Annotated in this window: 19 protein-coding genes; 8 read left to right on the top strand and 11 right to left on the bottom strand. The window is 62.1% G+C overall.

What is annotated here, in order from left to right; all coding sequences use genetic code 11:
* The first annotated feature begins 120 nt into the window (after window positions 1-120).
* Window positions 121-552, top strand: coding sequence for an RNA-binding S4 domain-containing protein (locus ACOCLD_RS04110; RefSeq protein WP_422910947.1), 432 nt, complete (start codon window positions 121-123; stop codon window positions 550-552).
* Here the strand turns inward: ACOCLD_RS04110 and ACOCLD_RS04115 are convergent.
* On the bottom strand, window positions 549-1,343 hold the full coding sequence (locus ACOCLD_RS04115) for a phosphatase PAP2 family protein (protein WP_422910948.1): 795 nt from the start codon (window positions 1,341-1,343) through the stop codon (window positions 549-551). The two genes, ACOCLD_RS04110 and ACOCLD_RS04115, sit on opposite strands and share 4 nt — an antisense overlap.
* A gap of 216 nt (window positions 1,344-1,559) precedes the next feature.
* On the opposite strand from ACOCLD_RS04115, the gene hslO reads away from it, so the two are divergent.
* From hslO to ACOCLD_RS04130, 3 genes are all read left to right on the top strand, one after another.
* Window positions 1,560-2,447: an Hsp33 family molecular chaperone HslO gene (gene hslO, locus ACOCLD_RS04120; protein WP_233683287.1), complete on the top strand. Its 888-nt coding sequence runs from the start codon at window positions 1,560-1,562 to the stop codon at window positions 2,445-2,447.
* Window positions 2,448-2,606: 159 nt separating this feature from the next.
* Window positions 2,607-4,148 carry a phosphoenolpyruvate carboxykinase gene (locus ACOCLD_RS04125; RefSeq protein WP_233683288.1) on the top strand — a complete coding sequence of 514 codons (1,542 nt, stop codon included), beginning with the start codon at window positions 2,607-2,609 and terminating at the stop codon, window positions 4,146-4,148.
* Between the two features lie 748 nt (window positions 4,149-4,896).
* The gene (locus ACOCLD_RS04130) at window positions 4,897-6,825 is read left to right on the top strand and encodes a RecQ family ATP-dependent DNA helicase (RefSeq protein WP_422910949.1); all 1,929 of its coding nucleotides are present in this window, start codon (window positions 4,897-4,899) and stop codon (window positions 6,823-6,825) included.
* A 3-nt stretch (window positions 6,826-6,828) separates the two neighbouring features.
* On the opposite strand, the gene ACOCLD_RS04135 is transcribed toward ACOCLD_RS04130, so the two are convergent.
* From ACOCLD_RS04135 to ACOCLD_RS04160, 6 genes are read right to left on the bottom strand one after another with little or no spacing between them, the layout of a single operon-like run.
* Window positions 6,829-7,266 (bottom strand): nucleoside deaminase, encoded by a 438-nt coding sequence (locus ACOCLD_RS04135; RefSeq protein ID WP_257776664.1) that lies wholly within the window; start codon window positions 7,264-7,266, stop codon window positions 6,829-6,831.
* Between the two features lie 28 nt (window positions 7,267-7,294).
* Window positions 7,295-7,906: an ABC-type transport auxiliary lipoprotein family protein gene (locus ACOCLD_RS04140; RefSeq protein ID WP_422910950.1), complete on the bottom strand. Its 612-nt coding sequence runs from the start codon at window positions 7,904-7,906 to the stop codon at window positions 7,295-7,297.
* Window positions 7,903-8,820, bottom strand: a complete 918-nt coding sequence (locus tag ACOCLD_RS04145; RefSeq protein WP_422910951.1) for an MlaD family protein — start codon at window positions 8,818-8,820, stop codon at window positions 7,903-7,905. The genes ACOCLD_RS04140 and ACOCLD_RS04145 overlap by 4 nt, the downstream gene beginning before the upstream one ends.
* Window positions 8,820-9,608: an ABC transporter ATP-binding protein gene (locus tag ACOCLD_RS04150; RefSeq protein WP_422910952.1), complete on the bottom strand. Its 789-nt coding sequence runs from the start codon at window positions 9,606-9,608 to the stop codon at window positions 8,820-8,822. The genes ACOCLD_RS04145 and ACOCLD_RS04150 overlap by 1 nt, the downstream gene beginning before the upstream one ends.
* A complete protein-coding gene (locus ACOCLD_RS04155; RefSeq protein ID WP_422910953.1) occupies window positions 9,605-10,750 on the bottom strand; it encodes an MlaE family ABC transporter permease in 1,146 nt (381 codons plus the stop codon). Before ACOCLD_RS04155 ends, ACOCLD_RS04150 begins: the two co-directional genes overlap by 4 nt.
* 53 nt (window positions 10,751-10,803) lie before the next feature.
* Window positions 10,804-11,730 (bottom strand): exopolyphosphatase, encoded by a 927-nt coding sequence (locus ACOCLD_RS04160; protein ID WP_422910954.1) that lies wholly within the window; start codon window positions 11,728-11,730, stop codon window positions 10,804-10,806.
* Between the two features lie 188 nt (window positions 11,731-11,918).
* Here ACOCLD_RS04160 and ACOCLD_RS04165 point away from each other — a divergent pair, with 188 nt between their 5' ends.
* Window positions 11,919-12,260 (top strand): cupin domain-containing protein, encoded by a 342-nt coding sequence (locus ACOCLD_RS04165; RefSeq protein WP_090250378.1) that lies wholly within the window; start codon window positions 11,919-11,921, stop codon window positions 12,258-12,260.
* 6 nt (window positions 12,261-12,266) lie between these two features.
* On the opposite strand, the gene ACOCLD_RS04170 is transcribed toward ACOCLD_RS04165, so the two are convergent.
* Window positions 12,267-12,920 (bottom strand): DUF3313 domain-containing protein, encoded by a 654-nt coding sequence (locus ACOCLD_RS04170; RefSeq protein WP_422910955.1) that lies wholly within the window; start codon window positions 12,918-12,920, stop codon window positions 12,267-12,269.
* Between the two features lie 66 nt (window positions 12,921-12,986).
* On the bottom strand, window positions 12,987-13,925 hold the full coding sequence (locus ACOCLD_RS04175) for a class I SAM-dependent methyltransferase (protein ID WP_422910956.1): 939 nt from the start codon (window positions 13,923-13,925) through the stop codon (window positions 12,987-12,989).
* A 152-nt stretch (window positions 13,926-14,077) separates the two neighbouring features.
* On the opposite strand from ACOCLD_RS04175, the gene ACOCLD_RS04180 reads away from it, so the two are divergent.
* The 3 genes from ACOCLD_RS04180 to ACOCLD_RS04190 all read left to right on the top strand — a co-directional run bounded on the left by ACOCLD_RS04180 (window position 14,078) and on the right by ACOCLD_RS04190 (window position 16,696).
* Entirely contained in the window at window positions 14,078-14,680 is a 603-nt protein-coding gene (locus tag ACOCLD_RS04180) for a nitroreductase family protein (RefSeq protein ID WP_422910957.1), read from the top strand.
* Between the two features lie 174 nt (window positions 14,681-14,854).
* Window positions 14,855-16,345: a flavin-containing monooxygenase gene (locus ACOCLD_RS04185; RefSeq protein ID WP_422910958.1), complete on the top strand. Its 1,491-nt coding sequence runs from the start codon at window positions 14,855-14,857 to the stop codon at window positions 16,343-16,345.
* 180 nt (window positions 16,346-16,525) lie between these two features.
* Window positions 16,526-16,696, top strand: a complete 171-nt coding sequence (locus ACOCLD_RS04190) for a hypothetical protein (RefSeq protein ID WP_170048627.1) — start codon at window positions 16,526-16,528, stop codon at window positions 16,694-16,696.
* Between the two features lie 75 nt (window positions 16,697-16,771).
* Here the strand turns inward: ACOCLD_RS04190 and ACOCLD_RS04195 are convergent, their stop codons facing one another.
* Window positions 16,772-19,138 (bottom strand): putative bifunctional diguanylate cyclase/phosphodiesterase, encoded by a 2,367-nt coding sequence (locus ACOCLD_RS04195; protein ID WP_422910959.1) that lies wholly within the window; start codon window positions 19,136-19,138, stop codon window positions 16,772-16,774.
* On the bottom strand, window positions 19,135-19,779 hold the full coding sequence (locus ACOCLD_RS04200; protein ID WP_422910960.1) for a methylamine utilization protein: 645 nt from the start codon (window positions 19,777-19,779) through the stop codon (window positions 19,135-19,137). The genes ACOCLD_RS04195 and ACOCLD_RS04200 overlap by 4 nt, the downstream gene beginning before the upstream one ends.
* Between the last annotated feature and the right edge of the window lie 15 nt (window positions 19,780-19,794).

Raw genomic sequence — 19,794 nt, forward strand, 5'->3', positions numbered from 1 at the left:
CAAGTTGGTCAAAAGTCTTCAAAGGGCAGTTCCAGGCTATTTGCGGGCATTCTAGTTGGCACGTGTGACAACTGCATCAGGCAAAATGTCCGCCTGCACAGTGTGATCAGCGAGGGCTGGATGAGCGAGAAACAAGACGACAAGGTGCGCCTGGACAAATGGCTGTGGGCCGCGCGTTTCTATAAAACCCGCGCCCTGGCCAAGGCCGCCATCGAAGGCGGCAAGGTGCATCACCGCGGCGAGCGCTGCAAACCGGGCAAGGAGCCGAAGGTGGGTGACGTCTATGTGATCCGCACCGGCTTTGAGGAGCGCAGCGTGGTGGTGCAGGCGTTGTCCGTGGTGCGGCGTGGCGCGCCAGAGGCGCAGGCATTGTATGCCGAAACCGCCGAGAGCATCGTGCGCCGCGAGCAGGCCGCCGCCCAGCGCAAGGCCGGGGCATTGGGGATGCAGACCGAGGGTCGGCCAAGCAAGAAGCAGCGCCGGCAGATTCACGATTTCAACGAGCGGCAGGATGGCGGCCTGCGCCATCCCTGGGCGGATGAAGAGAACTAGCGCCCGCTGATCACACTCAGGCAGCCCAGCAGGGGCAGCTTGGCCAGGCTTTGCAGCAGTGGCTGGGTGACATACTCCAGCCACTCGCTGGCTTTGTAGGCAAACGGCGTAAAGCAGCTCCAGGCCAGGGCCAGTGTGGCCAGGAACACGCCGCCGACCAGCGCATCCGAGCCCCAGTGTGCGCCGGCTACCAGACGCGGCAGCATAAAGATCACGGCCATCGTCCAGACCAGCAACAAACGCCAGTTGCGCGCAAAAAAGCTCATAAACATTGCCCAGATCAACAGCACAGAGGCGTGATCACCGGGGAAGCTGCGGGTAGCGCTGTCTTTCATATCCCAGCGTTCTTCCCAGGCTGGGAACAGTTCAGTCAGCCGCGCGGCGCCTTCCACCACCAGCGATGCGCTTGGGCGCTGCCAGCCCATCAGCTTGACCAGCTCGGCAAAGCCGACGCGAAACAGCAGCATCACGAACAGCGCGGCGAGAAAGGCGTACAGCGCTTTACGTACCTGAGCGGCGCTAAATACCAGGTTGGCCTTGAGCATTACAGCCAGCATCAGCACGCCAACCCCCATGTCGACCGGGCGCATGCTGCCGATGGCCCAAACCTGTGCCCACAGGCCGGCGCCGTGCACGGGCTCGTTGAGCAGGGCAAACAGCTGCAGATCGAACTGGTCCCACAGCGCGCGGCTCGGTGCCCACAGCCAGCTGGCGAGCAGCAGCAGGGCGACGATATGGCAGGCAATCAGCGGGCGGATACGCCACTGCTGGTTAATAAAAGAAGGGGGCATGCAGTGGCATCCTTGTCATCTGTAAGGGATTAAAGCGGCGGGCATGCTAGGGATTCAGTCCTTGAATTGCAAAGATTCGCGCTGCCTTTTGTCGTCAACTGTGACCCGGGTTGGTATCGATAGCTTCTGCCCGCAGGGCTGATAGATAAGAGGCGCTTGGTCGGTTGGGCGTTTGCGCCTAAAATCGCGGGCCGAAACACATTCAGTGAAATTGGCATGTCTGATTTTTCCCAACGCTTCTTGTTCGATGACAGCGATATTCGCGGCGAGCTGGTCGGCCTGACCGACAGTTACGGCCACGTGCTGGCCAAACATGACTACCCGCAGCCGGTCGCCCAGTTGCTCGGTGAACTGCTGGCGGCCGCCTCGCTGCTGATCGGCACCCTGAAATTCGACGGCCTGCTGATCCTCCAGGCGCGCTCCTCCGGTGCCGTACCGCTGCTGATGGTCGAATGCTCCAGCGACGGCGAGTTGCGTGGCATTGCCCGCTACCATGCCGAGCAGATCGCCGCCGATGCCAACCTGCGCGAGCTGATGCCCGATGGCGTACTGGCCATGACCGTCGACCCGAAAGCCGGGCAGCGTTACCAGGGCATCGTTGATCTGGAAGGAGACACCCTGGCCGATTGCCTGACCAATTACTTCGCCACCTCCGAGCAGCTGCCTACGCGCTTCTGGCTCAACGCCGATGGCCAGCGTGCGCGCGGCCTTCTGCTGCAGCAGTTGCCGGCTGACCGTCTGAAGGAAGCCGATGAGCGCGAAGCCAGCTGGCAGCACGCCATGGCCCTGGCCGACACGCTGAAGGCCGAGGAACTGCTCGGGCTGGATAACGAGACTCTGCTGCACCGCCTGTATCACCAGGAAGCGCTGCGCCTGTTCGATCCGCGCGCCCTGCAATTTCGTTGCAGCTGTTCGCGTGAACGCTCCAGCCGCGCGCTGATCAGTCTCGGTCAGGCCGATGCTGAGGCGCTGGTGCAGGAGCATGGCGGCAGCGTAGAAATCGACTGCCAGTTCTGCAACGAGCGCTACCTGTTCGATGCCGCCGATGTGCTGCAACTGTTTATCGACGGCAGTACCGATGCGCCGTCAGACACGCGCCACTAAGGCGCGCGGCTCTAAATCGATGCGCGGAGAACTGATCAGAGGCTGCACCCGCAGCTAAATTTTTCTGGCATAATCCGCGCACTTTTTCGCTGTAGTAGTGCTCCGCTTTCTACTACAAAACGTTCGGAAGACTCGGCCACGTGGCCGACGGGGATCCACATGACGCAAGCCAACAACGCCGTGTACACCGACATCAGCGCCGCCCAACTGGTCGAAGAAGCCCTTCGTCGCGGTGAAGGCGAGCTGGCCGCCAATGGCTCGCTGGTCGTACGTACAGGCCATCGCACGGGTCGTTCTCCGGCTGACCGCTTCATCGTGCAAGAGCCGAGCACCGAGGCGAAAATCGCCTGGGGCGCAATCAACCGTCCGTTCCCGGCTGACAAGTTCGACGCCCTGTGGGACCGCGTGCAGGCGTTCTCCGATGCCCAGGACAGCTTCGTTTCCTACGTTCATGTAGGTTCTGCCGACGCACACTACCTGCCGGTCAAGATGACCACCGCCACCGCCTGGCAGAACCTGTTCGGCCGTTGCCTGTTCATCAACCCGGAGCAGTACAACCCGGCCGGCAAAGACGAGTGGCAGATCCTCAACGTTGCCAACTTCGAGTGTGTACCTGAGCGTGACGGCACCAACTCCGATGGCTGCGTGATCCTCAACTTCGCCGCCAAGAAAGTCCTGATCGCCGGCATGCGTTACGCCGGTGAAATGAAAAAAGCCATGTTCAGCGTGCAGAACTTCCTGCTGCCGGACGCCGACGTGCTGCCGATGCACTGCGCCGCCAACATCGGTGAAGAAGGCGACGTGACCCTGTTCTTCGGTCTGTCCGGCACCGGCAAGACCACCCTGTCTGCTGACCCGAGCCGCTACCTGATCGGCGACGACGAGCACGGCTGGGGTGTGGGTGTGGTGTTCAACATCGAAGGCGGTTGCTATGCCAAGTGCATCGACCTGTCCGAGAAGAACGAGCCGGTGATCTGGAAAGCCATCCAGTTCGGCGCCGTACTGGAAAACGTCGTCCTCGACGAAAACCGCGTACCGAACTACGCCGACGACAGCCTGACCCAGAACAGCCGTGCGGCCTATCCGCTGGAGCTGGTCGAGAAGCGCAGCGAGAAGAACCTCGGTGGCGAGCCGAACGCGGTGATCTTCCTGACCTGCGACCTGACTGGCGTGCTGCCGCCGGTGTCGATCCTCAACGAAGAGCAAGCGGCTTACCACTTCCTCTCCGGTTACACCGCGCTGGTCGGTTCCACCGAAATGGGCAGCGGCGGCGGCATCAAGTCGACCTTCTCCACCTGCTTCGGCGCACCGTTCTTCCCGCGTCCGGCTGGCGAGTACGCTGAGCTGCTGATCAAGCGTATCCGTGGTTTCAACTCCAAAGTCTATCTGGTCAACACCGGCTGGACCGGCGGTGGCTACGGCGTGGGCAAGCGCTTCAACATCCCGACCACCCGTGGCGTGATCGCAGCGATTCAGAGCGGCGCGCTGATCGGTGCGGAAACCGAGCTGCTGCCGATCATCAACCTGAGCGTGCCGAAGTCGGTACCGGGCGTTGAAACCAACCTGCTCAACCCGCGCAACACCTGGGAAGACAAGAACGCCTACGACGAAGCGGCGAAAGGCCTGGCTGGTCTGTTCATCGACAACTTCAAGAAGTTCGATGTGTCCGACGCCATCCGCAACGCCGGCCCGCAACTCTAAGTTGTAAGCGCCGTACCGAAAAAACCGCCGAGATCGGCGGTTTTTTTATGCATGGCAAATTAAGCATCAATCTGTTGGAGGCGCTCTAGCGGCGAGTTTCTAAGAACTTGTCGCGGCTAAAGCCCCTCCCACGGAGCCATGTGCGATAAGAAACGGAAAAGCCGCCCGGAGGCGGCTTTGGGTGCGTATCTGCTAAGAGATCAGGCACGTTTGCGAGTGTTGCGCGTTGCATTGTTGCTCAGGTGGCCGCTCTGCACGGCCTGGCTGTTGCTATGGGCTGTCTCGGGCCACAGCGCTAACGGGGTTGGCAACTCAGGCGATTTCCGGGGCCGTTGTCTGCAACTGTCGACTTCAGCATGACTGGCTACTGCCAGGTAGGTGTCGATATGTCGCGGGTGAGCACTGGCGCTTTCGAGTTGTATGGCGGCGTTAGGTCTATGGTTTGGCATCACTCACGGCGAACCTGAGTTGTCCCGCCAGACTGCGCATCGGCCTGTTGCTGCGTCAGCTACTCCGGTTCTTCCGAGGTCTATGCTGCGCGGCCATCGGGCCTGGGTGGTGAGCGATCTAGTGGGTAACCGGCAAGCTGCCGCTGAAACCAGATACCTGCATACTCATCTCCTCTTTCACTTGCATGGTTTGAATGTACGCCAGAGTGGCCGATGCTGTTAGTTGGATTGGCAATAGCGGCGCGGCTTGTAGGAATCAATCATTGTTTGCCGCCCGTGCGGTCAATGGAGTGACAGCCATGAGTACCCTGGAACGTGTATTTGGCTTCAAGCAATTGCGCCCCGGTCAGGAGCGCGTGGTGACGGCTGTACTCGCTGGCCGTTCGGCGGCGGCGATCTTCCCCACTGGGTCGGGCAAGTCCCTGTGCTACCAGCTGCCGGCGCTGCATCTGCCGCACCTGACCCTGGTGGTCTCGCCCTTGCTGGCGCTGATGCAGGACCAGCTGGCGTTTCTGCATAGCCGTGGCATCAGCGCTGCGAGTATCGATTCGGCGCAAAGCCGCGAGGAGGCCAGCGCGGTAATGGCGCGGGCGAAATCCGGCGAGCTGAAGATTCTGATGATCTCGGTCGAACGGCTGAAAAACGAGCGTTTTCGCAACTTTATCGCCCAGGTGCCGATCTCTCTGCTGGTGATCGACGAGGCGCACTGTATTTCCGAGTGGGGGCACAACTTCCGCCCGGATTACCTCAAACTGCCTGACTATCAGCGCCAGTTCGGCATCCCGCAGGTGCTGCTGCTTACTGCCACGGCCACGCCGCCGGTGATTGCCGATATGCAGCAGAAGTTCGCCATCGCCGCCGAGGATGTGGTCACTACCGGCTTTTATCGCGCCAACCTCAACCTACTGGTGGAGCCCGTCAGCGGCGCCGATAAGCAGCGCCGTCTGGAGCAGTGGCTGGGCGCCAAAGTCGGGCAGCCGAGCATCGTTTACGTGACCCAGCAGAAGACCGCCGAACAGGTGGCCGCACGCCTGAGCCAGCGCGAAATTGCCGCCAGCGCCTATCACGCCGGCATGGCCTCTGATGCGCGCGAGGCGATTCAACGGCAGTTTATGGCCGGGCAGATCAACTGCATCGTTGCCACCATCGCCTTCGGCATGGGTATCGACAAGGCGGATATCCGCAATGTGCTGCACTTCGACCTGCCGAAATCCATCGAGAATTACAGCCAGGAAATCGGTCGCGCCGGCCGCGATGGCCAGCCTTCCGATTGCCTGGTGCTGGCCAATCGCGACAGCCTCAACGTGCTGGAAAACTTCGTGTATGGCGATACGCCGGAGCTGGACGGCATTCGCTGTGTACTCGAAGAACTGCTGAATAGCAGCCAGAACGGCGAATGGGAGCTGATGCTTAACCAGCTCTCCGAGCAGAGCAATATTCGTCAGCTGCCGCTGAAGACCCTGTTGGTGCAATTGGAGTTGCGCGGGATCATCGCTCCGCGTTACGCCTATTTCGCCGAATATCGCTTCAAATACTTGCTGGAACCCGAAGCCCTGCTGGAGCAGTTCGAGGGTGAGCGGCGGCAGTTTGTCGAGGCATTGATCAGCACCTCACAGCGCGCGCGAACCTGGTGCACCGTGGATTTCGACCAGCTCTATCAACAGCACCAGGCCGAGCGGGGCCGGGTGATCAAAGCCCTGGATTATTTCCAGGAAAAGGGTTGGGTCGAGCTGGAAAGCAAGCAGATGACCGAGGTCTACGCGTTGCTTGAACCAGGCTTTGACCCGGCAGCCTTGAGCGTTGAACTGCATGGCTATTTCAGCCAGCAGGAAGCCAGCGAAATCAGCCGGATTCACGCCATGCTCGCGCTGTTTGCCAGCGAGCAGTGCCTGAGCCAACGCTTGGCTGCCTATTTCGGTGACGCCAACGCGCCGCAGCAGTGTGGGCATTGTTCGGTATGCCGTGGGCAGGTGGCCCGGCTGCCCGAGCCGCCCGCGCTGCCGCCGCTGGCGGAGCTGGATAGGCAGGTGCTCTGTGACGGCTTTGTGCGCAAGCATCAGGAGTTCAAGGGCGTTGCGCCGAGCAGCGAATGCCTGACGCGCTACCTTTGCGGCATCAGCGTGCCGCTGTTCACCAAGCTCAAGGCGCGCCAGTTCAGCGGCTTTGCAGCGTTGGAGGCTTACCCTTATGCTGCAGTGCGCGAGTGGCTGATCGCTCAGCGCGGCTAGTGGCTACTCGCCGATATCCTCGTTCCACAGCGTCGGTTGGGCGGCGATAAAGTCCTGCATCAGGTGCAGGCATTCCGTGTTGTGCAGTACGTCGAGCTGCACGCCGCGTTCGCGCAGCAGCGCTTCTTCGCCGAGGAAGGTCTGGTTCTCGCCGATGATCACTTTGGGGATGCCGTACAACAGGATCGCCCCGCTGCACATCGCGCAGGGCGAAAGGGTGGTGTAGAGCACCGACTCGCGGTAGGTCTGCGCGCTCTGCCGGCCGGCGTTTTCCAGGGCGTCCATTTCACCATGGCGGATGGCGCTGCCCTGTTGCACGCGGCGGTTGTGGCCACGGCCAATGATCTGGCCGTTGTGCACCAGCACCGAGCCGATCGGGATACCGCCTTCGGCCAGGCCCTGGCGGGCTTCGTCGATGGCCGCTTGCATAAACTTGTCCATGGTTCGCCCCTCGCTATAACACCTCAGTTTATTTCTGCTGCGCGGCCTGGCCTTGGCTCAGGGTCCACTCCAGCACGTCGCGAGCCAATTGGTCGCCGGCCTGGCCGAATGCGTTGACCACTGCGGGCACCGAGGTGTCGTTGGCTGTCTGGCTGACTTCGAAGCGCCGGCTGGCGAGGATGCGCAGGCTGCCACTCTCGACCAGGCGCGCCTCGAACAGGATGCGCGCGGCCGGGCGGCCGTCTTGGTATTCACTGTGGAAGGCGCGCAGGTCACCGTCCAGTTCGAGGTCGGCCTGCAGGCGGCTGTCATCACTGCTGACGGCTTTGAGACGGCCGTCGTCGAGGAAGGCGTCGATCAGCCGGTCGCGCAGCAGCAGCGGTGCGCGGTCGCTCCAGCGCACGCCCTGGTAGGCGCTGATCTGGTCGCCTGGCGGCAATACGGCAATCCGCGTGCTATCGAGCAACTGGCTGCTATAGGGCTTGTTCACCCGCAGCGCCCAATCGGCGCTGGCGTCATGGCTGGGCAGGCTGCTGGCCGGCAGGCGGTAGATGCTCAGCACCTGGCTTTTCGGCAAGACCGAGCAGGCGGTCAGGCTGCCGACCAGCAGCAGGGCGGCGAGCAGGCGAAGACGGCTCATGGTTGAAACTCCTTGATGGTGTCGCTGCGCAGCAGGTAGCCAGCCGGGTCTTCTTCCAGGCGGCGGGCGAAGGAGCGCAGGGCGCTGAGGGTTTCGCGCAGTTCGACAATGGTCGGGCCCAGTTCGCCGATGCCTTGCATGCCGTTGTTGAGGGTGCTGTGGTTGTCTGCCAACAAGCGTTCGACGCTGCTGCTGCTGCGCTCCAACGAGGCCATCAGGCGATTGGCGCTGCTGACGGCGTCGTGGCCTGGGCCACTGAGCAACTGGTTGGCGTTGCGCATCAGGTTGGCGGCTTCCTGGCTGGCGCTGCTCATCTGTTGCAGGGCCTGACGCAGCTCGTCGCGCTGTTCGGCGACGCTGGCGCTGGTCTGCTCGATGTTGTCCAGGGTGCGCGAGATACGCCCGATATTCTCGCGGGAGAACAGCTGGTTGGCGCGGTTGAGCAAGCGGGTGACGCTGAGCACCAGGTCTTCACCATTGGACATCAGGCGGGTCAGCGGTGATCGATCTGCGATGATTTCTGCGCGCTGATCGCCCTTGCTGATCAGCATGGGACTTTCCGGGGTGCCGCTGTGCAGCTGGATCAGTGAGGCGCCGGTGATCCCGGTGATCGACAGGCGAGCGCGGGTGTCTTCTTTGATCGGTGTGCTGGCGCTGACGCGGATATGCGCGCGCACCTTGCGCGGATCGTTCGGGTCGAGGCGCAGGCTGATCACGTCGCCGACCTTGATGCCGCTGTATTGCACCGCGCTGCCGGCCGACAAACCGCTGACTGCCTCGTTGAAGATCACGTCAAAGTCGTGGGTTTCCTGGTCCGAGCTGGCCTTGCTCAGCCACAGGGCAAAGCCCAGGGCTGCGCTGACCATCAGCACGGTGAACAGGCCAATCAATACGTGGTGGGCACGCGGTTCCATCAGTGGCTCCCTGGCGCGCCGTTGGCGGCCTGTTCGGCTGCGCGTCCGCGCGGGCCGTGAAAATACTCGTGAATCCAAGGGTTGTCGGTGGCGGCTACAACGTCCAGGCGGTCTGCCACCAGCACGCGTTTTTCCGCCAGTACGGCCACCCGATCACAGATGGTGTAGAGGGTGTCGAGGTCATGGGTGACCAGAAATACGCTGAGGCCGAGGGCGTCGCGCAGGGTCAGGATCAATTGGTCAAAGGCCGCCGCGCCTATCGGGTCGAGCCCGGCGGTGGGTTCGTCGAGAAACAGGATGTCCGGTTCCAGGGCCAAGGCCCGGGCCAGGGCGGCGCGTTTGATCATGCCGCCAGACAGCTCGCTTGGATATTTGTCGCCCGCACCACGTGGCAGGCCGACCAGGGCCAGCTTGACCTGGGCCAGGCGCTCGGCGGCGGCACGGGTCAGGCCGGCATGTTCGATCAGCGGCAGGGCGGTGTTCTCGGTCACCGTCAGTGAGGAAAACAGCGCACCGCGCTGATACAGCACGCCAAACCGCCGCTCCAGCTGCGAGCGGCGTTCGGGTGGCAGGCTCAGCAGTTCTTCGCCAAATACCCTTACGGTGCCGGCGTTGGCCTGACGCAGGCCGAGAATGCAGCGCAGCAGCACTGATTTGCCGGTGCCCGAGCCGCCGACCACGCCGAGCACTTCACCGCGGTACAGGTCCAGGGCCAGCTCCTGGTGCACGGTCTGCGTACCGAAACGGTTGAGCAGGCCACGTACTTCGATGATCGCCTCGTTCGTCACCAGCCCATCTCCATCAGAAACAGCGCAGCCAGGGCGTCGAGCACGATCACCACGAAAATCGACTGCACCACGCTGGAGGTGGTGCGCTCGCCCACCGATTGCGCGCTGCCGGTAACCTTGAAGCCTTCCAGGCAGCCAATCACCGCAATCAGAAAGGCAAACAGCGGGGCTTTGGCCATGCCGACCAGAAAGTGCTTGAGGGCGATATTTTCCTGCAGCATGGCCAGGTACATGGCCGGCGGAATATCCAGGCTCAGGGCACAGACCACCGCGCCGCCGAGGATGCCGCTGAGCATGGCGATAAAGGTGAGGATCGGCAGGGCGATCAGCAGGGCGAACACCCGTGGCAATACCAAGAGCTCCAGAGGGCTCAGGCCCAGGGTGCGGATGGCATCGATTTCCTCGTTGGCCTTCATCGAGCCGATCTGCGCGGTAAAGGCGCTGGCGGTACGCCCGGCGATCAGAATGGCGGTGAGCAGCACGCCAAATTCGCGCAGGAAGGAGAACGCCACCAGGTCGACGGTATAGATGCTTGCGCCAAAGTCGGCGAGCACCGTGGCGCCGAGAAAAGCCACTACAGCGCCGACCAGAAAGGTCAGCAGGGCGACGATGGGCACGGCATTCAGGCCACTCTGCTGCAGGTGCGCCACCAGTGATGTGACGCGCCAACGACCGGGGCGCAGGAGGATGGCGAACATTGCCGCCAGGGTCATGCCGATAAAGCCGAGCAGGGCGATGCCCTGTTGCCAGAGCTCGTCGACGGCCTGACCGACCTGTCCGAAGAATTCGCGCCAGGCGGGGATGGGTTTGCTGGGCAGCGCATCGCCGGCTTCGGCAATCGCGGCGCCCACGGTCTGCAACAGGGCGCGGCGCTCGCTGGGCAGCCCCGGCGCATCGTTGGCCAGCTGTGCCAGGCGCTGGCTGCCAAGCAACTCCACCAGCAACGCCGCCCCGGCGGTATCCAGTGCGCCGAGGTCGTGTAGGTCAACACTGGCAGCGCTGTTCAACGTGCCGCGCAAGGCCAGCACTTCAGCTTCCAGGCGTGCGTAGTGAGGCAGCGTCCAGTCGCCGCCGATGCGCACCCCAGAAGGCGCATCCGTGCGGCTGGATTCAAGCGGCGTGATAAACGGGGCTGTGCTCATGCGCCACAGCTTAACCCTGTCGTTACGCTTACGCCCAGTGCCAAGGTGCAGGCTTAACCGTCTGCGGTGATTTCCGCAATCAGCTCCCGTAGCGCCGCCTCGGCATCCTCGTTGGCCACCTGGCAGGTGCCGGCGTTGGCGTGGCCACCGCCGTTGTAGCTCAGGCACAGTTCGCCGACATTGGTCTGTGAGCTGCGGTCGAGGATCGATTTGCCGATGGCGAACACGGTGTTCTGCTGTTTTACACCCCACATCACATGGATCGAGATATTGCACTGCGGGTAGAGGGCGTAGATGACGAAACGGTTGACCGCATAGATCGTCTCCTCGTTGCGCAAATCCAGCACCACCAGGTTGTGATAGGCCGTGGCGCAGCGTTGAATCTGTGCCTTGGCTTCGCGCTGGTGGTCCAGGTACAGGGTTACCCGCTCCTCGACATCCGGCAGGTTGAGGATTTCATCAATGCCGTGGGTCTGGCAGAAGTCGATCAACTGCATCATCAGCTGATAGTTGGAGATGCGGAAATCACGGAAGCGCCCGAGGCCGGTGCGCGCATCCATGATAAAGCTGAGCAGTTCCCAGCCCTGCGGGTCGAGGATGTCGTCGCGGCTGAATTGCGCGGCGTCGGCCTTGTCCACGGCCTCCATCATTTCATCCCAGTCACGTGGGAAAGCGTCGTGACCGCCGTAGTGCTTCCACATCACTCTGGCCGCCGAGGGGGCATCCGCATCGATCAGGTGATTGCTCGCCGGCTGGTTGCGGATGGTTTCGCTCAAGTGGTGATCGAAGGCCAGGTAGCAGCCAGGCACGTAGGGCAGGTTGGTGGTGATGTCATTGCTGGTGATGGCGACTTTGCCGTCCTGCATGTCCTTGGGGTGGACGAAGAGGATGTCGTCGATCAGCTTGAGGTGTTTGAGCAGGGCGGCGCACACCAGGCCGTCAAAATCACTGCGGGTGACCAAGCGGTAAGAACTGGACATAGAGCATCTCCGGAGCGGGCAAGCGGCGTGAGGAACGTACAGGCCCTGTTCAAGGTAGCACGCAGTTTGTCCCTCAGCCTGGGCGGTGTGACTGCGTTTCCAGGCAGTTGCAGGTCGACCTGAGGACAGCCATGGGCAGGCGATGGCCCTAGGCTGCGGCAGTTGTTCTACCGACCTTAGGAGCCAGCATGTCGCCAATTACCGTTCTGCGTGATACCCAGCCGATTCCACTGCTCGATGCGTGCAAATGGACGCGCATCGCCGGCGAGCCGCACACCGTCAACCTGAATGCCTACACCTCGGCCGATGGCAGCAAGATCATGGGCACCTGGATCTGCACGCCCGGCAAATGGCAGGTGGCCTATGAAAAATGGGAGTACTGCCACTTTCAGGAGGGCTACTGCATCATCACCCCGGAAGGCCAGGCACCGATTCATCTGCGGGCCGGCGATATCTTTATCGTCGAGCCGGGCATGAAAGGCACCTGGGAGGTGGTGGAAACCGTGCGCAAGTACTTTGTATTTGCCTGAGCCCGCTCAGGGTTTGAAGCTGCGCGCATCCTTGGCCCACACATCCAGCGCCGGCTTGATGTCCTTGAGGCGCAACTGGGTGCTGTCATTCTCCAGCTGCAGGCCATGGCCTTTGCGCACCACGCGGGCCATCGGCTGGCTGTTGCGGGCTTCGATGACTTCCAGTTCGACATAGATTTCCGTGTTCAGATCGCGGGTACCGGCGGCGGTGCTGGCCGCAGCGGCCAGCAGGGCGACCGGCACCACTTCATAGACCTTGAGCCCTTCCGGCGACAGGTTCACCGCTGTAATGGCCGAGCGCAGCACCAGGGTGTCGGCATCGGGGTGCTCGACAACCCGCATCCGTCCGGCCAGCTCCAGGCGCATGGCCTGCTGCAGGTAGAGGGCGATTTCATCCAGGGCCTGCTGACTGACCTGCGCATCGGGTGTTGGTGCCGGGTAGAACAGCGGCCGCTCCACCAGCACCGAACGGTAGTTCTCCGGCTTGAAGTCCGGTGAGACCCAGCGCATTACCGGGGCACCGCTGGCCGACTGCGCCGGCTGCAGTTGTGTGTAATCGCTGAGAAACCCTGAATACTGCGACGGGGTGGGCGTTTGGCTGGCGCATCCAGCCAGCAGCAGGGTGGCGGACAGGGCAAGAACGGGGGCGGTGAGCTTCATCGCAGCGGCCTCGGTTGGGGACAGTTGCCTAACTGTAGACCAGCCTTGAGCGCTGTTCTGCGTGGGCTAGTTGCGCCGGAAGACCAGGGCCTTGAGAGCGCTGTCAGGCTGGCTGTCGGGGAACTCCGGCGGGTTGGCCAGGCGTTCGCTAAAGCGCAGGCTGGGCGCCTCGCTGGCCATGGCCTGGATCAGGTAATCCGGGCCAATTTCCGGCTCGTTACTGCAGGCCAATACCACGCCGTTCGCATTCAACAGCTCGGGCAGGCGACGCAGCACCTTCGGATAATCCTTGCTCAGTACAAAGCTGCCGCGCTGGAAGGAGGGCGGGTCGATGATGATCAGGTCATAGGGGCCGTACTTGGCCACTTTGCCCCAGGACTTGAACAGGTCATGGCCGAGAAACACCACCTGGCTGAGATCGTGCCGGTTAAGCCGATGATTATCGCGACCCCGACTGAGCGCGGCGCGGGCCATGTCCAGATTGACCACCTGATGCGCGCCACCCGCCAATGCGGCCACGGAAAAGCCGCAGGTGTAGGCAAACAGGTTGAGCACGCGCTTGCCCTTCGCCTGGGCCTGCACCCATTGGCGACCATAGCGCATGTCGAGAAACAGCCCGCTGTTCTGCTTTTTGCCCAAATCGAGGCGATAGTGCAGGCCATGCTCGCAGATATCCCAGTGCTCGACCGGCTCGCCGAGCAGCCACTGGGTCGGGCTTTCCGGCAGGTAGCGCAGTTGCAGCAACAGGCTGTGTGCGCCGCTCTGCTGCCAGGCGGCGGATTGGCCGAGATCGAGCAGCATCTGCTGCAGTGCGGCCAGTTCGGCATCGCTCACTGGCTTGAACAGCGCCACCAGCAAAACGCCTTGCAGCCAGTCCACGGTGATCTGCTCCAGCCCAGGCCAGCAGCGGCCACGGCCGTGAAACAGGCGACGGGTTTCACCGGGCGGTGCAGTCAGGGCGTCAAACAGCTGTTGCTGGAGGGTGAGAAGGGCGTCTGGGGTCATGGGCTGTGGTCAGTTTGGCGAGGCGGCGATTTTAACAGGCGACCGCCTAGAATCGTCTTTGTCGATCATTGTTATCGGTAAAGGCGTTTGGCGTTACGCCTGGCAAGTGCCTAGCATTGCCCTCTTTCACACCCTGCATATAAGGAATGCCCATGCACATCGACGAAGCCATCCGCAGTCGCCGCGCCGTCAAAGGTTATGACCCGACCTTTACCCTGAGTGATGCCGAGAAGGATGAACTGCTGCAACTGGCGCTGCTCGCGCCATCGGCGTTCAACTTGCAGCATGTCCGCCTGGTCGAAGTCAGCGATCCGGCACTGCGCCAGCAACTGCGTGAAGTCGCCTGGGGCCAGGCACAGGTGACCGACGCCTCGATGCTGGTGGTGGTCTGCGCCAAACTCGACAGCTGGCAGGAGGATGTCGGCCGCGTCTGGGAAGGCGCACCGCAAGAAGTGCAGGCCTATATGGCCGGCGCCATCGACACCTACTACCGCGACAAACCGCAGGTGCAGCGTGATGAAACCATGCGCAGCTGCGGCCTGATGGCACAGACCCTGATGCTCGCCGCACGCGGCAAGGGCCTGGATTCCTGCCCGATGGATGGTTTCGATTTCGATGCCGTGGCCAAGCTGATCAATCTGCCTGAAAACCATGTGATCGCCCTAATGGTCGCCGTCGGCAAGAAGACCATTGAACCCAAGCCGCGTATCGGCAAGCTGCCGTACAACGAAGTGGTATTGCGCAACCGCTTCTGATTGCCAGGCAGATGGTTGCGCGCTTCGGTCATTTTTCAACTATCACTGTGGTCAGCCTGCGCCTGATCACACCACTAAAGGTTGGATGACAAACGCGTTGTAGGGGGGGAATCTGGCGGGCATACGGGGGCTACGCATGCCCCGCAGCCATAAGAAGAAGCCTGAGGAGCCCCCATGTCTGCCGAACATCTGGATGTCTTGATCATTGGTGCCGGTCTGTCCGGCATCGGTGCTGCCTACCACCTGATGAAGCACTGCCCCGGCAAGCGCTTCGCCATCCTCGAAGGCCGCGCGGCACTGGGCGGCACCTGGGATCTGTTCCGCTATCCGGGCATTCGTTCCGACTCGGACATGTTCACCCTCGGCTACAACTTCAAACCCTGGACCAACCCGCTGGCGATTGCCGACGGCCCGTCGATCCGCAGCTACATCGAGGAAACGGCCCAGGAAAACGGTATTCAGGAGAAAATCCGCTTTCAGCACAAGGTGCTCAAGGCCGACTGGTGCAGCGAGCGCGCCACCTGGACCTTGCAGGTGCAGCGTGGTGATGACGCCGAGCCGATCAAACTGAGCTGTCAGCACCTGCTGATGTGCACCGGCTATTACCGTTACGAAGCGGGCTACACCCCCGAGTTCAAAGGTCGCGAGCAATTCCAGGGTGACTTTATCCACCCGCAGCTGTGGCCGGAAAACTTTGATTACAGCGGCAAAAACGTGGTGGTCATTGGCAGCGGCGCGACGGCAGTGACCCTGGTGCCGGCGATGACCGACAAGGCCAGGCACGTAACCATGCTGCAACGCTCGCCGACCTATGTGGTGAGCCTGCCGCAGGGTGATCCGATCTCCGACGTGCTGCGCAAGTTCCTGCCGGAAACCTGGGTCTATCGTCTGGCGCGCACCCGCCAGGTGGCGATACAGCTGGGCTTCTACAAGCTCGCCAAGGCGTTCCCCAACCTGGTGCGCAAGGCGTTGTTGGGCCTTGCTCGGCATCAGCTGGGTAAGGATTTCGATATGCGCCACTTCAGCCCGCGCTACAAACCCTGGGATGAGCGGGTCTGTGCGGTACCCAATGGCGATCTGTTCAAAGTGCTGCGCAATGGCAAGGCCTCGGTGGTCACTGAACATATCGACGGCTTTACCGCCAAGGGCATCCGCCTGAAGTCCGGTAAGGAGCTGCCGGCGGATGTGATCATCAGCGCCACCGGGCTGGAATTGCAGCTGTTTGGTGGTATGCAGGTGGCGGTCGACGGGCAGCCGTTCGACGCGTCCAAGAGCATGGGTTATCGCGGCATCATGCTGCGTGACCTGCCCAATGCCGCCGTGGTGTTGGGCTACACCAACGCCAGCTGGACGCTCAAGGCCGACCTTTCCAGCGAATATTTCTGCCGCCTGATCAACCATATGGACGCCACTGGCATGCGCCAATGCACCCCGCGTGACAGTAAGCGGCAGGTTAAAGAGGCGCCCTTTCTTGATCTGGCGTCTGGCTATATCCAGCGCGCCGCCGACAAGATCCCTACCCAGGGCGATCGTGCGCCGTGGAAGCTCTACCAGAACTATCTACTCGACCTGGCGCTGCTGCGCTATGGCAAGGTGGAAGACGGCTACCTGGAGTTCAGCTCACCGCATGTCGGCGAATCTGCTGCAACGGCTACAGCGGTCTAGACTGGAAGGCAATGTAAGCCAAACGCTATAGCAGCCTGACGCGTTACGCCTACAGAGATGTGGCCATTTGCCGCTTTGGTGGATTGGCATAAGGCCACTATGCTTTTGTGACAGCTTTCACGGATGAATGGCCGCTATGGCGGCTGCTGTCACAAAGGAGTCCTCTAGAGGATGAAAAGAATGGAATCGCTTCAGCAAGAGCAACGCTACCTGCCTGAACTGCGGGCGCATATCGACAAGTTGCTGGCCAAGGGCTGGGTGATCGCTGATCGCAATCCCTTGACCCTGCAGTCCGGGCGTAAGACCTATATGGTTGTGCACGGCATGTTGATTGGTGATGCCGCGTTCTAGCGCCTGCCCCATCCCCATCGTTTTCCCGGGCCACTGTCGACCTCGATCGACAGTGGCCTTTTTTGTGGCCGGTGATTAACCCGTATTGCGAGGCAGTTGCCAGTGGGTCGCCGCCAGCCAGTCGGCAAACGCGGCAGGCGGCAGCGGTTTGCTCAGCAGGTAGCCTTGGGCAATGTCGCAACCGAGCTGATCGAGACGGTCGAGAATGGCTTCGGTTTCCACCCCTTCAGCGACGATCTTCAGGCCCATGTTGTGGCCCAACTCGATGGTCGAACGGACGATGATGTCGTCATCGGGGTTACTCAGCAGGTCGAGCACGAAGGACTTGTCGATCTTCAGCTCATGCACCGGCAGCCGCTTGAGTTGAGCCATGCTTGAGTAACCCGTGCCGTAGTCGTCGATCGATAGCTGCACGCCCAATTCGCACAACTCCTGCAGTTGTCCCATGGCCAGTTCAGGGTCGGCCATCACCGCGCTTTCAGTGATTTCCACGATCAGGGCAGATGGCGGTACGCCATGTTCGGCCAGTTGCGCGGCGATAAAGCCAGCAAAGCCGGGATCGGCCAGATCCAGTGCGGAGATATTGATCGCGGTCTTCAGGTCCAAGCCCTGCTCCTGCCAGGCGCGACTCTGCGCCACCGCAGTGCGCACCACCCAGCGCGTGAGGGCGCAGACGTTGCCGGTCTGCTCGGCCAGGGGGATAAATTCGTCCGGCGGGATAAACCCGTGCACCGGGTGAATCCAGCGCACCAGGCATTCCACGCCATACAGGCTGCGCGCGCGGATATTCAGTTTGGGCTGGAAGTACAGGCTGAGTTGACCGCCTTCCACCGCGCCTTTCAGTTCGCTCATCAATGCCAGGCGCAGCAGGCTGTGACGGTCCAGCTCCGGGCGGTAAAGGGCGTAGGGGGAGCGCTGCTGTTTGCCCAGGTACATCGCCACTTCGGCATGCTGCAGCAGGCTGCCGGCGCTTTCCCCGTGATCCGGATACAGGGCGATGCCAATCGTGGCGTTGAGGATCATGCTGATGCCGCGCACGGCGAACGGCTCGTGCAAGGCCGTGCGGTAATGCTCGGCGGCGGGGATCAGCCAACCGGGCTGGCAGGGGCTGATCAGCATGGCAAACTCGTCACCGCCGAGGCGCGCCAGTTGTTCGCCTGGCCGCAGCAGCGCTTGCAGGCGGGCGGCGAGCTGGCACAGCAGCTGGTCGCCGGCATCGTGGCCGAGGGTGTCGTTAAGGTCCTTGAAATTGTCCAGGTCCATCAGCAGCACCGCCACACCTTCACCCGGTTGGCACTGCGCCAGGGCCTGCAGCAGTTCGGCGACAAAACGGTTGCGGTTGGCCAGTTCGGTCAGCGGGTCGCTGTAGGCGAGAAAACTGATGGTGGTTTCGCGCTCGGCAATACCTTGCTGCATGGCGACGAATTCGCGGGCAAGCAGGCCAACCTCGCCACTGGCCTGAGTCGCCGGCACTTGCATCGCCATCTGATAGTCGCCGTTGGCGATGCGCCGCACGTTATCGACCATCTGACTCAACGGTCGACTGACGGTATTGGCGATCCATAGCGCACCGAGCCCGGCCAGTACCAGGGCGATGGCGAAGATGGCGGCCAGCTGCCATTGCAGTGGCTGGTAGTCGGCCAGCTCGGCGGACAGCGAGCGCATCAGTAGCACCTGCAAGTCGCTGCTGGTGCCGCTCAGCGGCGCGCGCAGGGCCACCTGCTCCAGGCCCTGCAAGTCAAAGCGAAATACTCCCTCGGCATTCGTCAGTAATTGGCCGGCCAGCTCGGCCCGTGGCAACGCCTGCAGGTTGCTGGCCAGCACCCGGTACTGGCCAGGGCTGCCGTCGAGCAGCGCGACGTCGGCGCCGCTCAGGCGTGCCAGGTGCGCGGTGGCCTGATCGTCCAGTTCAAAAGCCATGAGCAGCCAACCCATCAAGTTGGGGCGCGGGGCGAAGATCGGCGTGGCGTTGACATGCAGCACTCGCTCGCCAAACACCACCAGGCGGTCGGCGCTTTGCGGATCGTCTGCATCCAGCAGGTCATCCCACGGCAGTGGCGCACCGGGCAGCAGCTCACCGCTGGTGCCCGCGAGAATCAGCCCCTCGGGGGCGCTGACCAGGGCGAAGCTGGCCTGGCTGCGCGAGGCGAAGGACTCCAGTGCGGCGGACAGCGACTGCGCTTCCTGCTGTGGGCTGGCGATCAGGTCGGCGATTTCGCCGAGCAGGGTGAAGTCCTTGGCAATCAGATCGGCCATGGCGCTTTGCGCCTGACGGCGGCTCTGCAGCTCATTGCTCAACACCGCATGGGCGAAGTTCAACTGCCCGGCCACCTGACTAAGGGTGTGCTGATAGGTGGAGCGATAGACCAGTGCCAGTAGCAGCAGCATCACCGCCAGCAACAGCAGCAGAAAGAAGCCGAGAATTTTGCCGCGCAGGGTCATGGCACGTAGCCGCCTTTACCCTGTGGACGCATGGCAGGCGCTTTCGGGCGTGGGTCGCGTTTCAGTGCGCTGCTCAGTTGCCAGGTCAGCGTGCCGTCGCTGGGTACGGCGCGGCTCAGGGCTTCCTGCGGATCGGCGATGCGCGGGTGCCAGAGCTGCAGGGTTTGCCCAGCGGCAGCGTCGAATTGCAGGCTGGCCTTGCCCTGCTTGTCGGTCTGGGCGAACCAGGGGGTGTCGAGGACCAGAATAAAACCGAGCATCCAGTCATGGATATTGCAGCCCAGGGTGACCAGGCCGGGCTGGTCGAAACGCATCTCCTGTGGTGCGTCCTTCTGTTGGTGCAGGCGCAGTTCGAAGCGCTTGGCCGGCGAGAATGAATAGACGTGATGGTTGATCGGGTCGGAGTTGGGGAAGCTCACCGTGGTGCCGACCTGCACCGGCAGAACATAGGGGGTGAACTGACGCTTTTTCTGGTCCATCACCGCCGTGGCAGGCTGGTTTTGCGCCGGGCCGGGTTCGATCCACAGCACGGCGTCGCTGAGCGGTTGGCCCTGATTATCGAGCAGCACGATCTGCAGATTCTGGGCTTGCGCCAGTGTGCCCAGCAGCACCAACAGCAGTGCCAACGCCGATTTCAACATGATCGATTCCCCAAG

Source organism: Pseudomonas cimarronensis, assembly GCF_049331905.1.
Taxonomy (GTDB): Bacteria; Pseudomonadota; Gammaproteobacteria; order Pseudomonadales; family Pseudomonadaceae; genus Aquipseudomonas.

What these genes read in the sequence shown, in the direction of transcription:
- ACOCLD_RS04110 (WP_422910947.1), top strand. Translation starts at nt 121, where the DNA reads ATGAGCGAGAAACAAGACGACAAGGTGCGCCTGGACAAATGGCTGTGG.
- ACOCLD_RS04115 (WP_422910948.1), bottom strand. Translation starts at nt 1,343, where the DNA reads ATGCCCCCTTCTTTTATTAACCAGCAGTGGCGTATCCGCCCGCTGATT.
- hslO (WP_233683287.1), top strand. Translation starts at nt 1,560, where the DNA reads ATGTCTGATTTTTCCCAACGCTTCTTGTTCGATGACAGCGATATTCGC.
- ACOCLD_RS04125 (WP_233683288.1), top strand. Translation starts at nt 2,607, where the DNA reads ATGACGCAAGCCAACAACGCCGTGTACACCGACATCAGCGCCGCCCAA.
- ACOCLD_RS04130 (WP_422910949.1), top strand. Translation starts at nt 4,897, where the DNA reads ATGAGTACCCTGGAACGTGTATTTGGCTTCAAGCAATTGCGCCCCGGT.
- ACOCLD_RS04135 (WP_257776664.1), bottom strand. Translation starts at nt 7,266, where the DNA reads ATGGACAAGTTTATGCAAGCGGCCATCGACGAAGCCCGCCAGGGCCTG.
- ACOCLD_RS04140 (WP_422910950.1), bottom strand. Translation starts at nt 7,906, where the DNA reads ATGAGCCGTCTTCGCCTGCTCGCCGCCCTGCTGCTGGTCGGCAGCCTG.
- ACOCLD_RS04145 (WP_422910951.1), bottom strand. Translation starts at nt 8,820, where the DNA reads ATGGAACCGCGTGCCCACCACGTATTGATTGGCCTGTTCACCGTGCTG.
- ACOCLD_RS04155 (WP_422910953.1), bottom strand. Translation starts at nt 10,750, where the DNA reads ATGAGCACAGCCCCGTTTATCACGCCGCTTGAATCCAGCCGCACGGAT.
- ACOCLD_RS04160 (WP_422910954.1), bottom strand. Translation starts at nt 11,730, where the DNA reads ATGTCCAGTTCTTACCGCTTGGTCACCCGCAGTGATTTTGACGGCCTG.
- ACOCLD_RS04165 (WP_090250378.1), top strand. Translation starts at nt 11,919, where the DNA reads ATGTCGCCAATTACCGTTCTGCGTGATACCCAGCCGATTCCACTGCTC.
- ACOCLD_RS04170 (WP_422910955.1), bottom strand. Translation starts at nt 12,920, where the DNA reads ATGAAGCTCACCGCCCCCGTTCTTGCCCTGTCCGCCACCCTGCTGCTG.
- ACOCLD_RS04175 (WP_422910956.1), bottom strand. Translation starts at nt 13,925, where the DNA reads ATGACCCCAGACGCCCTTCTCACCCTCCAGCAACAGCTGTTTGACGCC.
- ACOCLD_RS04180 (WP_422910957.1), top strand. Translation starts at nt 14,078, where the DNA reads ATGCACATCGACGAAGCCATCCGCAGTCGCCGCGCCGTCAAAGGTTAT.
- ACOCLD_RS04185 (WP_422910958.1), top strand. Translation starts at nt 14,855, where the DNA reads ATGTCTGCCGAACATCTGGATGTCTTGATCATTGGTGCCGGTCTGTCC.
- ACOCLD_RS04190 (WP_170048627.1), top strand. Translation starts at nt 16,526, where the DNA reads ATGGAATCGCTTCAGCAAGAGCAACGCTACCTGCCTGAACTGCGGGCG.
- ACOCLD_RS04195 (WP_422910959.1), bottom strand. Translation starts at nt 19,138, where the DNA reads ATGACCCTGCGCGGCAAAATTCTCGGCTTCTTTCTGCTGCTGTTGCTG.
- ACOCLD_RS04200 (WP_422910960.1), bottom strand. Translation starts at nt 19,779, where the DNA reads ATGTTGAAATCGGCGTTGGCACTGCTGTTGGTGCTGCTGGGCACACTG.